This is a genomic window from Jiella sonneratiae (assembly GCF_017353515.1).
Classification (GTDB): Bacteria; Pseudomonadota; Alphaproteobacteria; order Rhizobiales; family Rhizobiaceae; genus Jiella; species Jiella sonneratiae.
Genome location: NZ_JAFMPY010000033.1, coordinates 1 through 15840, shown reverse-complemented (window position 1 = coordinate 15840; position 15840 = coordinate 1). Strand labels below are relative to the sequence as shown.

The window sequence follows — 15840 nt, the reverse complement described above, 5'->3', positions numbered from 1 at the left end:
CGCGATGAACACCGATCTCGGGCTGTGGGCCGTGCCGATCGCCGTCCTCGGCGGCATGCTGCGGGTCTCGACGCCGTTCCTCTTCGTCAGCCTCGGCGAATGCGTGACGGAGAAGTCGGGCCGCATCAATCTCGGCCTCGAGGGCACGCTCGTTTTCGGCGCCATGGCCGGCTACGGCGGCTCCTATCTCACCGGCTCTCCCTGGGCCGGCGTTCTTCTCGCCGGTCTCGCGGGGACACTCTTCGGCCTTCTCCATGCCGGCCTCTGCTCGCTGCCGAAGGTCAACGACATCGCCGTCGGCATCGCGCTGATGATCCTCGGGACGGGGCTCGCCTTCTTCTTCGGCAAGCCGCTGATCCAGCCGGCGGCGCCGATGCTGCCGGGCCTGTCGCTCGGCGGCTGGTCGGACGTGCCGCAGCTGCGCTCGGCGCTGGAGGTCTCGCCGCTGCTCCTCGTCGGCGTCGCGATCGCCGTCTGCCTGCTCTTCGTCTTCAGGCGCACGCGGGTCGGACTGATCCTCAGAATGGTCGGCGACAGCGCCGACGCCGCACGGGCGATGGGCTATCCGATCATCCCGGTGCGGGTCGCGGCCACCGCCTTCGGCGGCTTCATGGCCGGCATAGCGGGGGCCTATCTCTCGCTCTATTATCCGGGCTCGTGGAACGAGCACATCTCGTCGGGCCAGGGGCTGATCGCCGTCGCGCTGGTGATCTTCGCCCGATGGAACCCGCTCGCCTGTCTCGGCGCCGCGCTGATCTTCGGCGGGGCAGGGGCGCTCGGCCCGGCGCTGCAGTCGGTCGGCGTCACCTCCGGCTACTATCTGTTCTATGCCGCGCCCTACGTGCTGACGCTGCTCATTCTCTTCCTCACGTCCTCGCCGCGCCGGGCGCTCGAAGGGGCGCCGCGCGAACTGTCGATCACCAAGTAAAGGAGCCACCATGAACGGATTGGGCGGTCTCAACAAATCCGAAAACGGCGTCGTCATCGGCTGCGTCCAGCTGCAATTGCCGTCCGTCGTCACCAAGGCGGATCTCGCGGCGCAGACGGAGAAGATCGTCGCCATGGTCGGCAAGGCCCGGCGAAACCTTTCGACGATGGATCTCGTCGTCTTCCCGGAATATTCGCTGCACGGCCTGTCGATGGACACCAATCCGGAGATCATGTGCCGGGTCGACGGGCCGGAGGTCGCGGCGTTCAAAAAGGCCTGCGTCGACAACGGGATCTGGGGCTGCTTCTCGATCATGGAGCTGAACCCCGGCGGCATGCCCTACAACACCGGGCTCGTCATCGACGACAAGGGCGAGATCGTCCTCAACTACCGCAAGCTTCATCCCTGGGTGCCGGTCGAGCCGTGGGAGCCGGGCGACAGGGGCATTCCGGTGATCGACGGGCCGAACGGCTGCAAGCTCGCGCTGATCATCTGCCATGACGGCATGTTCCCCGAGATGGCCCGCGAATGCGCCTACAAGGGCGCCGAGATCATGCTCAGGACCGCCGGCTATACCGCGCCGATCCGTCAGAGCTGGCGCTTCACCAACCAGGCGAATTCCTTCCAGAACCTGATGGTCACCGCAAACGTCTGCATGTGCGGCTCCGACGGCTCCTTCGATTCCATGGGCGAGGGGATGATCGTCGACTTCGACGGCACGGTGATCGCCCACGGCACGACCGGCCGGGCCGACGAGATCATCACGGCGGAAGTCAGGCCGGACCTCGTGCGCGAGGCGCGCGCCGGCTGGGGTGTCGAAAACAACATCTACCAGCTCGGCCACCGCGGCTACGTGGCGGTGAAGGGCGGCGCGCAGGACTGTCCCTATACGTTCATGCACGACATGGTGGCGGGGAAATACCGGCTGCCCTGGGAAGACGCGGTCAAGGTCACCGACGGGACGTCGTGCGGCTTCCCGGCCCCGACGCGCGCCTTCGGCGAGCGCTTCAAGGACGCCGCGGAGTGAGGGGGATGGTTCCCTGGCGCATCGCCGGCAAGGCGGAGGCGTCATCCCTTGCAGTCGTGGCGGCTGGTACACCCCCCTCTGCCTGCCGGCATCTCCCCCGCAAGGGGGGAGATCGATCTCGCCCGGACGCCTGCGGCGACTTGGCGACAGGAAAGACTGCGCAAAGGTCCACGGAAGAGGCGGAGCCCGTGCCACTGCCGATCTCCCCCCTTGCGGGGGAGATGTCCGGCAGGACAGAGGGGGGTCGCCCGCGCCCGACCCCAAGCCCCCGCCACAACCTCGGCCACTCCAGCCACGTCGTCATCCTCGGGCTTGTCCCGAGGATCTACCGTCCCCTCCGCTCCAGAAGCGTTGCCGAATGGCCGAGCGCCGACGGTCGGTTCTTCGATCCGGCGGCAGGAGATCCTCGGGACAAGCCCGAGGATGACGCTGCGTCGAGCTCCAAGCGGCTCTACCGGAGTGCCCGACAGCATCGACGGTTTGGAATGGATCCCGGCTCCTTGGCCGGGATGACGAAGCGTCGGAGCCCGCAGCCATTCTGCCTCGTCGACAACCGTGGCCAGCTATTCCGAGCCAACACCGTCGAAACGCCGAGCCAACACCGTCGAAACGCCGGGACGATGCCGAAGCACAAGCTCGAGGACGCCGCCGCGGCGAGGGTCCCCGCAAATCGCCGACCTCCTGTCCGAAGCGCCATGAACCGACAAGGACCCCACCCATGACGAACACCCTCGACGAACGCATCGATGCGGCCTTCGTGCCGGGCGGGCGGACGGTCGCGTCCGACCCCTATCCCTGGCCCTTCGACGGCGACCTGAGGCCCGAAAACACCGCCATCGTCGTCATCGACATGCAGGTCGATTTCTGCGCTCCCGGCGGCTACGTCGATTCCATGGGCTACGACCTCTCCAATACGAGAGCCCCGATCGAGCCGATCGCCCGGCTGCTCGAGGTCGCGAGAGCCGCGGATTTCACCGTCATCCACACCCGCGAGGGCCACAAGCCGGACCTTTCCGACCTGCCGGCCAACAAGCGCTGGCGCTCGCAGCGGATCGGCGCCGGTATCGGCGACCAGGGCCCGTGCGGCCGCATCCTGGTGCGCGGCGAGCCGGGCTGGGAGATCATCCCCGAACTCCAGCCGCTTGCCGGCGAGCCGATCATCGACAAGCCGGGCAAGGGCTCGTTCCTCGCCACCGACTTCGACCTCGTCCTGCAGACGCGGCGCGTCCGCAACATCGTGCTTTGCGGCGTCACCACCGACGTCTGCGTCCACACGACGATGCGCGACGCCAACGACCGCGGCTACGAGTGCCTGATCCTGTCCGACTGCACCGGCGCCACCAAGACGGAGAACCATCTCGCCGCCCTCGACATGGTGAAGATGCAGGGCGGCGTCTTCGGCGCGGTGGCGACGAGCGGCGCCTTCATCGAGGCGATCCGATGAGCGCGCTCGCCCGCAGCCTGCCCGAGGCGGCGACGCCTGCCGGCGCCTCGGAGATCGGGGGCGCCGAGCGCCCGCTGCTCGAGGCGGTCGGCCTCACCAAGCGCTTCGGGGCCTTCACCGCCCTCGACGACGTCTCGATCGCGCTTGCCGCCGGCGAGTTCCACGCGCTGCTCGGCGAGAACGGCGCCGGCAAGTCGACCCTCGTCAAATGCATGCTCGGCTACTACCACCCCGACGAGGGCGGCGTGATCCTCGACGGGCGGGAACAGACGATCGCCAGCCCGCGCGATGCGCGGCGCCTCGGCATCGGCATGGTCTACCAGCATTTCACCCTGGTGCCGTCGATGACCGTCCTCGAAAACCTCGTGATGTCGCGCAGCGAGGTGCCGGGCGTCATCGACTGGAGGAAGGAGCGCAGGGCGCTCTCCGACTTCCTTCAGACCATGCCGCTGAAAGTGCCGCTCGACACCAAGGTCGACCGGCTCTCCTCCGGCGAGCGCCAGAAGACCGAGATCCTGAAGCAGCTCTATCTCGGCAGCCGCATCCTCGTCCTCGACGAGCCGACCTCGGTGCTGACGCCGGACGAGGCGCGCGAGGTGCTCGGCTTTTTGCGCGCCCGCGCCCTCGAAACCGGCATGTCGGTGCTTCTGATCACCCACAAATTCGCCGAGGTGACGGCCTTCTGCGACCGGGTGACGGTGCTGCGCAAGGGCGCCAAGGTCGGCGAGGGGAAGGTTGCGGCCCTCTCGACCGCCGACATGGCCGGCATGATGATCGGCGAACGCGAACTCGCCGCGGTGCCGGAGCGCGTCGTCAACGCCGCCGCGCGCGAGTCGGTGCTCTTCGCCCGCAACCTCGTCTCCGGCGATGCCGGGACGCGGGGCTCCGTCGCGATCGAGGCGCTGGACGTGCGGGCAGGGGAGATCGTCGGCATCGCCGGCATTTCCGGCAACGGCCAGACGCGGCTGGTCGAGCTGATCTCCGGCCAGGCCCGGCCCGATGCCGGCGAGATCCGCGTGAAGGGGGCGCCCTACGACGCGAGCCGCGCCGCCGCCCAGGCGATGAAGGTCCGCTGCCTGCCGGAAGAGCCGCTGCGCAACGCCTGCGTCGGGCGGATGAGCGTTGCCGAAAACCTCGCCTTCCGCTCCTTCGACCGGGGCGCGGACGGGGCGCCGCGGCGCCTCCTCGACAGAAGCTTCATGCGCCGCGAGGCGGAGCGGCTGATCGCCGCCTATCAGGTCAAGACGCAGTCGCCTTCCGCGCGCATCGAGACGCTCTCCGGCGGCAACGTGCAGCGGGCGGTGCTCGCCCGGGAACTCTCCGGCGAGACCGACCTCCTCGTCGCCGCAAACCCTTGCTTCGGCCTGGATTTCGGCGCCGTCGCCGACATCAGGGCGCAGATCCTCAAGGCGCGCAACGAGGGCGCCGCGGTGCTTCTCGTCTCCGAGGACCTCGACGAGATCGTCGCTCTGTCGGACCGTATCGCGGTGATGTTCGAAGGCCGCATCGTCTTCGAATGCGCCGGCGGCGAAAAGGCCGACACGCGCGAGATCGGCGCCCACATGGCCGGCCATGCGGCGGCAGAAACCGGAGGGACGCACTGATGGCGAGCGTCACGGCACGGCCCTTCGATTTCCCGCTCGATCCCGCCCGGGCGGCGCTGATCGTCATCGACATGCAGCGCGATTTCCTGGAGCCCGGCGGCTTCGGCGAGAGCCTCGGCAACGACGTCTCGCGGCTCCAGGCGATCGTGCCGGCGACGGCCCGGCTGATCGAAGGCTTCCGGGCAGCAAGGCTGCCGGTGATCCACACCCGCGAGTGCCACCGGCCCGATCTTTCCGACTGTCCGCCGGCCAAGCGCCTGCGCGGCGCGCCGGGTCTGCGGATCGGCGATCCGGGGCCGATGGGCCGCATCCTGATCGCCGGCGAGCCGGGGGCGGAGATCGTGCCGGCGCTTTGTCCGGCAGCCGGCGAAGCGGTGATCGACAAGCCGGGGAAGGGCGCCTTCCACGCCACCGGGCTGACCGACCATCTGGCGGGCCTCGGCATCACCCAGCTGGTCTTTGCCGGCGTGACCACGGAAGTCTGCGTCCAGACGACGATGCGCGAGGCGAACGACCGCGGCTACGAGTGCCTCCTCGCCGAGGACGCGACGGAGAGCTACTTCGCCGAATTCAAGCGCGTCGCGATCGACATGATCACCGCGCAGGGGGCGATCGTCGGCTGGGCCGCACCGGTCGCGGCGATCCTCGAAGGTCTTGCCGCGCGCCAACCGGATGAACCGGACGAGCCGAAACAGCGGGCGCCGAAGCCGGCGGAAGCGGGCGAGCGCCCGGCAGATCCGCTTTCGGCGACGCCGATCGGCTTCGGGACGGTGCTCTGATGCCGGTCGTCCTTCCCCGGCTGCTCGACCTCGATCCCGCCGCGATCCGCTTCGAGCCGTTCCGCGCGGGCGTCGAGATCGCCCGGCTTTCCGGTGATGGCGAAAAGGGCGAGACGGCGCTCCTGCGCTACGCGCCCGGCGCTTGCGTCCCGCTGCACGAACACACCGGGCTCGAGACGATCCTCGTCCTTTCCGGCGCCCAGAGCGACGATGCCGGCACCTACCGGGCCGGCGACCTCGTCCTCAACGAGCCGGGCAGCCGCCACCGCGTCTGGTCCGACGAGGGCTGCCTGGTGCTGATATCCTGGGCCGCGCCGGTGCGGATTTTGGAGGACGAAGGGTGACGGCTCGCCTGGTCGCACCCCGAAGGGCGCCACGTTCAGCTCGCCCCGCTTCGCGCTTGCCTGGGCAAACGAACATAACAAACTGAGCCCCCCGGGAGGGGACCGATGACAGAGCTTCCGACGATCCTCGATTTCGCCAGCCTGCGGGCGATGTACGCCGCCGGCGCCAGCCCCGCCGACGTCATGGACATGGTCGCGGCGCGGATGGAGACCTGCGACCCTGCGGCCTTCATTCTCAAGCGCTCACGCGCCGACCTGCGCGCCGACGCCGCGGCGCTTTCCGCCCGCGCGCCGGCGCCGAATTCGCTGCCGCTCTGGGGCATTCCCTTCGCGGTGAAGGACAATATCGACGTCGCCGGCATGCCGACCACCGCCGCCTGCCCCGACTATGCCTATGTGCCCGAAAAGGACGCGACGGCCGTCGCCAGGCTGCGGGAGGCCGGCGCGATCCTCGTCGGCAAGACCAATCTCGACCAGTTCGCCACCGGTCTCAACGGCACCCGCTCGCCCTATGGCGCGCCGCGCTGCGTCTTCGACGCGGCCTATGTCTCCGGCGGCTCGTCCTCGGGGTCGGCGGTCGCCGTCGCGGCGGGCATCGCCGCCTTTTCGCTCGGCACCGACACGGCAGGTTCCGGCCGCGTCCCCGCCGCCTTCAACAACATCGTCGGCATCAAGCCGTCGCCCGGCCGCGTCTCGACCGCAGGCGTCGTGCCGGCCTGCCGCTCGATCGACTGCGTCACGGTCTTCGCGCCAAGCGTTGCCGACGGGATCATCGCCCGCCGGGCGGCGGAAGGCTTCGACGCGGCCGACGCCTATGCAAGGCGGTTCGGCGATGCGGCCCTGCCGGATCGCCTGCGGATCGGCGTTCCCGAAGCCGGCGAATGCGAGTTCTTCGGAAACGACGCATATCGGCGGCTCTACGACAAGGCCGCGGAGCGGGCCTCGAGCCTCGGCGCGGCCGTCGTCACCTTCGACTACCGGCCGTTCCGCGAGGCGGCGGCGCTCCTTTACGATGGGCCGTGGGTCGCCGAGCGGCTGGCGGCGATCGAAGAATTCCTCGCCGAGCGCCCGGACAGCCTCGATCCGACGGTGCGCCGGATCGTCGAGGGAGGCCGGGCGATGAGCGCCGCCGACGCCTTTCGCGGCGCCTATCGGCTCGAAGAGCTGCGCCGCGAGGCGGAAGCCGAATGGGCGAAGCTCGACGCGCTGCTCCTGCCGACCTCGCCGGACATTACGACCGTCGCGGCGATGCGGGCCGATCCGATCGCCCTCAATGCGCGGTTCGGCCGCTTCACCAACTTCGCCAATTTCTTCGGCTGCGCGGCGATCGCCGTTCCCGCCGGTTTCACCGAGGCCGGACTTCCCTTCGGCGTCCAGCTCGTCGCCCCGCGCGACAGCGACGAGGCGCTCGCACCCTTCGCCGCGGCGATGCACGCGGCTGCCGCATGCGGCGCCGGCCTCGCCCGCGATTTCGCGCCCGGCACGACAGGTGAGCCGGCTAACGACATCGTTTCCGGCAGCGGGGGCGGCGGCTCCGACACCATCGAGATCGCCGTCGTCGGGGCGCATCTCACCGGCATGGCGCTCAACCACGAACTCACCGGCCGGGGCGCCCGGCTCCTGCGCAAGACGACGACGCGGCCGGACTACCGCCTCTTCGCCCTCGACACCGAGCCGCCGAAGCCGGGCCTCCTGCGCGAGCCGGGCTTTGCCGGTCCGGGCATCGAGGTCGAGGTCTGGCAGATGGCGCCCGCCGCCTTCGGCAGCTTCGTCGCGGCGATCCCCGCGCCGCTCGGCATCGGCAAACTGTCGCTTGAAGACGGCTCGACGGTCCCGGGCTTTCTCTGCGAAGCCGCGGCCCTTGCCGGCGCGGTGGAAATTACCGGCTTTGCCGGCTGGAAAAACTTCCTGGCTTCCCGCAAGAAGGCGGTCTGACGAAAGATTGCATGCAAGGACCGGCGCGGCGTGACGAAGCGTACCCAGGTGGACGTAATCCGCGAGGCCGTCGCGGACCGCATCGTCCATGGCCATCTGAAACCGGGGGAGCCTCTCGACGAGGTCTCGCTGGCGGCGGAATTCGGCGTCTCGCGCACCCCCATCCGCGAGGCGCTGCGCCAGCTCGAGGCGAACGGACTCGCCCTGTCGCGGCCGCATCGCGGCGCAATCGTCACCAAGCTGTCGCCGCAGCAGCTCGACGAGACCTTCGTCGTCATGGCCGAGCTCGAGGCGCTGTCCGCCCGGCTCTGCGCCGAGGTCCTCGCGGGCGGGGCGCTGGCGGCGCTCGAGGCGCTGCACGAAAGCGGCGCGAGGCCGGCGCGGGAGAACGACGTCGCCGCGTACCGCCTGCACAACGAGCGCTTCCACGCGGCGATTTATGCCGGCTCGGGCAACGCCTTCCTGGAGGAGACGGCGCTCGCCGTGCGCCGCCGTCTCGCGCCGTTCCGCAATCTGCAATTCGAGGGCTACCAGCGCCCCGAAGCCTCGCACCGGGAACATGCGGCGATCGTGGCGGCGATCGTCGCCGGCGACGGCGCGCGCGCCGCAAAGGCGATGCGCGACCACATCCTGATCGTCCGCGAGGCGGTCGAGGCCGTCGAGGCGATCGACCGGGCGCCGCCGCATCGGGCTTGAGGGCCCGGCCTTCCAGAGTGCGCCCTGTGGCTCTCGGCGGCCCATGCCGTCAGGGTCTCGGTGGTCGACGACCTGCTGGTCCCGGTCGGCGCCCTGGTGAACGGCTCGACCATCCGGCAGGTCCAGCTCGACCGGATCGCCTACTATCATATCGAGCTCGACGGCCACGACGTCCTTCTCGCCAACGGTCTGCCGGCGGAAAGCTATCTCGACTGCGGCAACCGTCGCTTCTTCCTCGGGGCCGACATCGTGCCCGAGGACGGACGCGTCGACGCCCACGACCTGCCCTTCTGCCTGCCTTTCACCACCGATCCGGAGATCCTCGGCGCCGTGCGCGCCCGGCTGATGGCGCAGGCGCGCCGCCTCGGCTGGACCGAGGAGCCGGCTGGCCCGGAAATCAGGGTCGAGATCGAGGCCGACGCGGCGGGTGAGGCCGGAATGCTGGCACTGCCGCTCGCCGCCGACGAGGCGCTGCGGCTGACGCTCCCCGCCGATGCCGGCGATGCCTGGCTGCTGTCGTCCTGCTGGGTTCCGGCGCATCACGGAGGCACGGCGGACAAGAGCACGCTGGGCGTGGTGTTCCGCGGCCTGACGCTCACCGACGAGACCGGGGCGACGCAGCGGATCGCGGCGGACGACTCGCGGCTGACGCTGGGCTTCCACCCGCTCGAGGGCGACTGGCGCTGGACCACCGGCCGGGCGCTGCTGCCTGCCGCGCTCTGGGAGGGGCTCTCCGGTGAGGTGACGCTGACGCTCGACCTGCTACCGGGACAGACGCGTCGCTGGGTGGCGCCGGCAGCCGTTGCCGAAGAGCCGGTCCGGCCGGTACGCGAGCGCGCTCTCGCCAGCGCCTGATCCCGGCAGCCTGGAGCCCGGTACCAATGTCGCACAGGCGGAGCGGGCCCGAGCCCGGCCCCGCCTGTGCCACGAGGACGAAAAGCCCGCGATGGAAAGTTCCGCACAGGCCCTGTGCCGCTGTGGCAGCGGCCTGCGAGCGGCCAAATGCTGCGACATCGAACCGCTTGCGCCACGCGTGGCGCCGGAAACCGGGCAGGCGGGCTCGGTCCGCACGCCGCGGCCCCCGGTCGATCCCGACGCACGGGCCGAGAACCACCAGCAGTTCGCCCAGAAGATCGGCGAGGCGCTGGCGGCCTTCGAGCGCGCCGATGCGGCCACCGCCGCGCGCATCGCCGTCGAGGTGCTGGAGGCCGAGCCGCGGCATGGCGCGATGCTGCAGCTCCTGGCGCGGATCCGCGAGGCGGAACGCAAGCCGGCGGCGGTGCGTGCGCTGCTGGCCCGGCTGCTGGAGGGCGATCCGACGAATCTCTGGGCGATGAACAGGCTGTGCCAGCTGGAACTTTCCCAGGGAAATCTCGAAAAGGCCGAGATTCATGCGCGGGCCGCCGTGCGCCTCGCACCGACCCTGCCGCAGGCCCACAACCTGATGGCCATGCTGATGACCGAGGCGCATCAGCCGGTCGTCGCGGTCCATCACTGCCGCGGGGCGCTGGAACTCGGCGACGAGCGCTATCCGATCGTGCTGTCGAACCTCGCGCTCAACCTGCGCCGGCTCGGCCGGGTCGAGGAGGCGCGGAGCCTCTACCGCGAGATGACCGCGGCGGCGCCCGACAATGTCAGGACCTGGATCGCCTTCGCGCAGCTCGAAGAGGCGGACCGCCGGTTCGAGGCCGCCCACGCCGTTCTCGACGAGGTCGAACGCCGGGCGCCGAACTCCTCGGCCCTGGCGCTCACCCGCGCGACGGTGCTCGGTCGGCAGGGGCGCTACGAGGAAGCGCTCGGCGCGCTGCAGCGCTCCCGGCGAGACGAGACGGTGCGGCTGAGGCCGGTCGAACAGCTCGAACGGGGCCGGCTCCTCGACCGGATGGGCCGCTACGACGAGGCCTGGGCGGACTTTGCCGCCGGCAAGGCCCGGGCCCTCGAACTCGGCGCGCCGGCCTATCTTCGCGACGAGGCGCGGGAACTCGCCGAGCGGCTTCGCCAGTATTTCCGGCGCAGCCGTCTCGATCTCCTGCCGCGCGCGCCGGCGCGGCAGGACGTGCCGCAGCCGATCTTCATCCTCGGTTTTCCCCGGTCCGGCACGACGCTCGTCGAGCAGACGCTGTCGAGCGTCGACGCCATCGCCGCCGGCGACGAGTTGCCGCTGCTGCGCGAGATCGCCGCCGTGGCGCCGCGCCTGCTGGCGTCGCCGCTGCCATATCCGGAGGCACTGAGCGAGGTCTGGCTGGGCGACCGGCGGCACGGCTTCGAGACGTTGCGGGACCACTATCTGCTGAGGGCCGCACAGATGGGGCTCGGCGGCGAGGGCGCCCGTTTCTTCACCGACAAGATGCCTCTGAACGAGGTGCATATGGGGCTGATCGGGCTGATCTTTCCCGCCGCGCCGCTGCTCCACGTCATCCGCCATCCGCTCGACGTCATGGTGTCGGCCATGTCGAACTTCTTCACCCATGGCGGCTACTGCGCGTCGAAGCTGGAAACCGCCGCGACCCACCTCGTCCTCACCCACGACCTCGTCGCGCACTACAGGACGGAGATGGACCTGCGCTACGTGCCGGTGCGCTACGAGGACGTCGTCATGGATCAGGAGCGGACGGTGCGCGGCCTGTTCGAGGCGATCGGCGTCGCCTTCGAGGAAAAGGCGCTGCGCTTTGAGGAAAACACCCGCTATGCCCGCACGGCGAGCTACGCGCAGGTGACCGAGAAGCTCTACGACCGCTCCTGCTACCGTTTCCGCAACTACCGCCGCCATCTGGAGCCGGCGCTGCCGATCCTCGCGCCGCTGATCGAGCGGCTGGGATACGCGATCGACTGAGCGTCGCTCTTCCCGTCGAGGCATGATCCTTGCCGAGGGCCGGTTTCCGGCTTCTCAGCATCATGCTCGAGGCTCCGCGACCCTTCTGGAGCTCCGGCCCGAAACCGCGGGCCAGCGAGACCAGTCGTCCGCCTGCCAGGCCGGTCCCGCCGCCCATGCCATGCCGGGGGGTGCCGCCGAGAACCGTCGTCCCGGCGGCATATGCTCTACAGCGTGAAGTAGATGTCCGCCGCCTGGAAGGGGTCTGCTCCGGTAGGGGGCCAAATCGTACGTTAGGCGGCTTCGTCATTTTTCCGGCCATCGATATTCGCCGGTGAGGAGGATATGTGCCCATCCGAGAGGAGAGATGTGGGCGAGGAGATTGGGCGGGCAGTCGAACCCGGCCTTTCGGCGAGCGGCGACGGCATGGCCGAGATGCAGGGTGTTCCAGTAGATCACGATGGCTGCGAGAAGGTTCAGGCCCGCCATGCGGTAATGCTGGCCTTCGGCGGTACGGTCGCGGATTTCGCCCTGCCTTCCGATCCGCAGGGCGTTCTTGAGCGCATGATGGGCCTCGCCCTTGTTCAGGCCGATCTGCGCGCGGCGCTGCATGTCGGTGTCGAGCAACCATTCGACAATGAAGAGCGTACGCTCGATCCGTCCGATTTCGCGTAAGGCCACGGCCAGATCGTGCCGGCGCGGATAGGCGGCGAATTTACGCAGGAGCTGACTGGGCGGCATGATCCCGGCGACCATGGTGGCGGCGCTGCGCAGGATATCCGGCCAGTTGGCGGTGATCGTGCCCTCCCTGATCTTGCCGCCGATCAGGGGCTTCAGCGATTTGGGCACCATGTACGGATCGAAGACGTAAAGTCGTTTCGAGGGCAGGTCGCGGATGCGCGGAACGAACCGGTAGCCAAGAAGTGCGGTCACAGCAAAGACATGATCGGTGAAGCCACCGGTATCGGCGTATTGCTCCCTGATCCTTTTGCCGGTCTCGTTCATAAGCAGACCATCGAGGATGTAGGGCGCCTCGCCCACAGTGGCCGGGATGTTTTGAGTGGCAAAGGGTCCGAACACGTCGGACACATGGGTGTAGACTTTCAGCCCCGGTTCGCTGCCGTACTTTGCGTTGATCAGGTTCATCGCCTCGCCCTGCCGGGCGGCGGAGAAGAACTGGCCGTCGCTGGAAGCGGTGTCGCCTGCGCCCCAGAATCGAGCTATCGGCAGCGCCGCCTGTCCTTCGATCACCATGGCGAGCGCGCGGTTGATCGCCTCGCTCTCGACATGCCAGCGCGACAGGCGGGAGAGCTGGAAATAATCATGAGTGTTGGAGGCCTCGGCCATCTTGCTCAGGCCGAGATTGATCCCCTCGGCGAGCAGGACATTCAAGAGCCCGATCCGATCCTTGCATGGCGCGCCGGTGCGCAGATGGCTGAACGCATCGGTGAAGCCGGTGGCCGCATCGACCTCCAGCATGATGTCGGTGATCCGGACATCAGGCAGGCGGCGGTAGAGATCGAGCACCAACTCGTCGGCCTCGGTAGGAATGGTAGCGGTCAGCCGCTCCGTCTTTCTTTAGGGCTCCGTCAACAATGGACCCGCCCGGTATCGCGCCGGTTCGGGCTGCCTTTGCCAACCGGTCAAGCGCATCAACCATGCGCGTCTTGCGATCCTGAAGCCACTCGGCGGGATCGAAGGGTGCGATCAGCTTCGTGGTTGCCCGCGCTGCCGCGATCGGTACGAGAGCCTTCTTCAGATCGCCATATCGCCGGGACCGCGCCAGCCAGATATCGCCGGAACGGAAGGCATCGCGCAGATGAAACAGCACCGCGACCTCCCAAAGCCGATGGTCATCCGTGTCTTGTGCCTTCAGGTGCCGGAGCCATTTCGAGCGCGGGCCGAGGAAGTCGGTTGGCCGGTCCGATCCTCCAGACCTGACGATCTCCGCCGCCGCAATCAGCGGCGTCGCGACCAGCGCGGCGCTGATATCGAGCGCCTTCAGCATCCGCAGCGCATAGCGCCGGAAGCGGTGATACCCTTGAACGACATGGTCGAGCGGATCGGCTTTTATCGTGTCCGTCAGCCTGGCGGAACTGGCGACCAACTTTTACAGCCCATCCCAGCCGCAGCTTGTCGCGATCGTCTCGTAAAGCGGCGCGTCGTCGCTCTTTGCCGTCAGCAACGCGGTGCCGAGCGAGAAGAAGGCTCGCAGGGTGTCCTCAACGGACGCCTTGGCGTCGACGATCCGTGCGTCGCAAAGGCGACTGGCGTCTCGCCATGTCTTGCCAACGATACGGTCGTGGGTCTCGACGACGGCATCCGCGATGGCCGAACGCCACTCCACCGCGCAGACCGCAAGGATGGCAAGGCGGCGATTGCCGGAGATGTCCTGCAATCCGTCCGTAAAGTACCGCTCGCCCTGTCGACGCAGGCGCGTGATCCGGTGCGGCGGAACCCCGTCCAGACAACCGGCATCGAGATCAATCCGTTGCAGGGCTTCCAGCCGATCCAGCAAGCGGCTCATGTCGGCGGAATTGTTGCCCACCTCGAACCGGCGCAGCCAGATGAACCGGCTCGTCTTCCCGTCGACCGTCTCGGTGAGCAGCGCGTCGAGCGATGCGCGCATGTCCTTGTCGATCCGATCCGCAATGCGCGCCTCGATCCGCCGCTCGGCGGTGACCAATGCATCGGCACAGAACCGCTCGATACGCGAGATGCCGGGCAGTATGGTCTGCGTCCGGCGACATTCCTCGACGAAGTGCCGGGCCAGATCCTCACCGGACTGCGCGGCCTCGGCCTCGCGGTCGAGCCATGCCTTCAGTTCGCTCGCGCGATGGCCCGCGAACATCCTGTAGCCATAGATCATGCGAAGGCTTTGCAGGTGTTCCCGCCGCGTCTCTCGCCGGACGGCATAGCCTTCGAGATCGTGCGGCTGGACATCGATTTGAGCACCGACGAAATCGAGCACGCCGGAGGGAATAACCTCGCCGGCGCGCAGCAGGCGGCCCGGATATCGGAAAGCACAGAGTTGAAGCGCGAAGCCCAGCCTGTTCTGCGACCGTCGGCGCGCCTGGACATGTTCGATATCATCGTCGGCCAGTGTGTAGTGTCGCAGGAGAGCTGTTTCGTCAGTCGGCAAGTCGAAGAGGGCGGAACGCTGGCGATCCGTCAGAATATGGCGTCTGGGCATGGGGTTTCCCGGGAGATGAGTGTGTCCGCAAGAGGATCGATCAGCGGACGATCGAACACAGGAGGACATGTCCCGGAAACAGCCGCCCTGAACTGTATCATAAGACTGGTACGATATGATTTGCGGTGAAGGCACCCTTATCGTACACTTCGACCATGAAAAGCACCCGGATCGGCTACGCACGGTGTTCTACTGACAAGCAGGACCTTGCCGCTCAGCATGATGCGCTCTTGGAACTGGGTGTCGCGCCGGATCGCATCTATACCGATCACGGCCTGACGGGGCGCACACGCGCGCGGCCAGGTCTCGATCAGGCGCTTGCCGCCGTGCGAGCGGGAGATACTCTCGTCGTCACGAAGCTCGATCGGCTGGCTCGTTCCGCGCCCGATGCCCGAGAAATCGCTGACGGTCTCGTCACGCGTGGCGTCAGCCTGGCGCTTGGCGGGGCTGTCTACGATCCTGCCGATCCAATGGGGAGAATGTTCTTCAACATTCTCGCGACCTTTGCCGAATTCGAATCCGACCTCATTCGCATGCGGACCCGCGAAGGCATGAAGATCGCCCGCGCCAAGGGAAAACTGCGCGGCAAGAAGCCGAAACTCTCAGACAGGCAGCACCGGGAACTCCGCCGCATGTACGATACCGGCGACTACAGCGTCAGCGATCTCGCGGAGTTGTTCTCGGTCTCGCGACCAACCGTCTATCGAACCCTAAACCGAAACGCTCACCCTTAGCGTACGATTTGGCCCCATACCGGAGCAGACCCGTGGAACGCCTTGCGCATGAGTTCCTGGCCGCGCTGCACCGAAAAATGCTCCGCCACGAAGTCGCGCCCGTTGGTCGAAAGCTTGGTCCAGAGCGCGTCGTCTTCGAGCAGCCGGCTGACGTGGTCGGCCCAGGTGGCGGGGTCGTCATCCGTGAAGTATCGCTGACGGCTTGATAGGGTTTGGCTTTTTGGCTTCGGCAAGGTTTCGATTTTGCAGGAAAGCTGGGTTTTGACACCGGGTTTCTTGCGATTTCGGATTCCCAATTCCGCCGGTTTGTGGTCCGATTCACCTCGCGATCAGCGGAGGGTTCG

10 protein-coding genes and 3 pseudogenes are annotated in these 15840 nt (G+C 68.0%); 11 read left to right on the top strand and 2 right to left on the bottom strand.

The window, feature by feature from the left end; all coding sequences use genetic code 11:
* Window positions 1-4 precede the first annotated feature (4 nt).
* The 10 genes and pseudogenes from J1C47_RS21200 (at window position 5) to J1C47_RS21155 (ending at window position 11590) form a co-directional block, all read left to right on the top strand.
* Window positions 5-928 carry an ABC transporter permease gene (locus J1C47_RS21200; protein WP_207352804.1) on the top strand — a complete coding sequence of 308 codons (924 nt, stop codon included), beginning with the start codon at window positions 5-7 and terminating at the stop codon, window positions 926-928.
* Window positions 929-938: 10 nt separating this feature from the next.
* Window positions 939-1955: a formamidase gene (locus J1C47_RS21195; protein ID WP_207352803.1), complete on the top strand. Its 1017-nt coding sequence runs from the start codon at window positions 939-941 to the stop codon at window positions 1953-1955.
* Window positions 1956-2673: 718 nt separating this feature from the next.
* Window positions 2674-3399 carry a biuret amidohydrolase gene (biuH, locus tag J1C47_RS21190; protein WP_207352802.1) on the top strand — a complete coding sequence of 242 codons (726 nt, stop codon included), beginning with the start codon at window positions 2674-2676 and terminating at the stop codon, window positions 3397-3399.
* Window positions 3396-5003: an ABC transporter ATP-binding protein gene (locus J1C47_RS21185; RefSeq protein WP_207352801.1), complete on the top strand. Its 1608-nt coding sequence runs from the start codon at window positions 3396-3398 to the stop codon at window positions 5001-5003. The genes biuH and J1C47_RS21185 overlap by 4 nt, the downstream gene beginning before the upstream one ends.
* Window positions 5003-5662: pseudogene (locus tag J1C47_RS21180) on the top strand (cysteine hydrolase family protein); the annotation flags it as partial. The gene J1C47_RS21185 and the pseudogene J1C47_RS21180, both read left to right, overlap by 1 nt.
* A gap of 119 nt (window positions 5663-5781) precedes the next feature.
* Window positions 5782-6126 carry a cupin domain-containing protein gene (locus tag J1C47_RS21175; RefSeq protein WP_207352799.1) on the top strand — a complete coding sequence of 115 codons (345 nt, stop codon included), beginning with the start codon at window positions 5782-5784 and terminating at the stop codon, window positions 6124-6126.
* Window positions 6127-6231: 105 nt separating this feature from the next.
* Window positions 6232-8061 (top strand): allophanate hydrolase, encoded by a 1830-nt coding sequence (gene atzF, locus J1C47_RS21170; protein ID WP_207352798.1) that lies wholly within the window; start codon window positions 6232-6234, stop codon window positions 8059-8061.
* A gap of 30 nt (window positions 8062-8091) precedes the next feature.
* Complete coding sequence (locus tag J1C47_RS24170; RefSeq protein ID WP_207352797.1) at window positions 8092-8757, top strand: FCD domain-containing protein; 666 nt, start codon at window positions 8092-8094, stop codon at window positions 8755-8757.
* A 12-nt stretch (window positions 8758-8769) separates the two neighbouring features.
* A pseudogene (locus J1C47_RS21160) lies at window positions 8770-9612 on the top strand (Hint domain-containing protein); the annotation flags it as partial.
* A 178-nt stretch (window positions 9613-9790) separates the two neighbouring features.
* On the top strand, window positions 9791-11590 hold the full coding sequence (locus tag J1C47_RS21155) for a tetratricopeptide repeat-containing sulfotransferase family protein (protein ID WP_342592034.1): 1800 nt from the start codon (window positions 9791-9793) through the stop codon (window positions 11588-11590).
* Between the two features lie 285 nt (window positions 11591-11875).
* On the opposite strand, the pseudogene J1C47_RS21150 reads toward J1C47_RS21155, so the two are convergent.
* Window positions 11876-14762: pseudogene (locus tag J1C47_RS21150) on the bottom strand (Tn3 family transposase).
* Window positions 14763-14917: 155 nt separating this feature from the next.
* Here J1C47_RS21150 and J1C47_RS21145 point away from each other — a divergent pair.
* Entirely contained in the window at window positions 14918-15496 is a 579-nt protein-coding gene (locus J1C47_RS21145; RefSeq protein WP_207352795.1) for a recombinase family protein, read from the top strand.
* Here J1C47_RS21145 and J1C47_RS21140 read toward each other — a convergent pair.
* The gene (locus tag J1C47_RS21140; RefSeq protein WP_207352794.1) at window positions 15493-15792 is read right to left on the bottom strand and encodes a glycosyltransferase; all 300 of its coding nucleotides are present in this window, start codon (window positions 15790-15792) and stop codon (window positions 15493-15495) included. The two genes, J1C47_RS21145 and J1C47_RS21140, sit on opposite strands and share 4 nt — an antisense overlap.
* Window positions 15793-15840 lie beyond the last annotated feature (48 nt).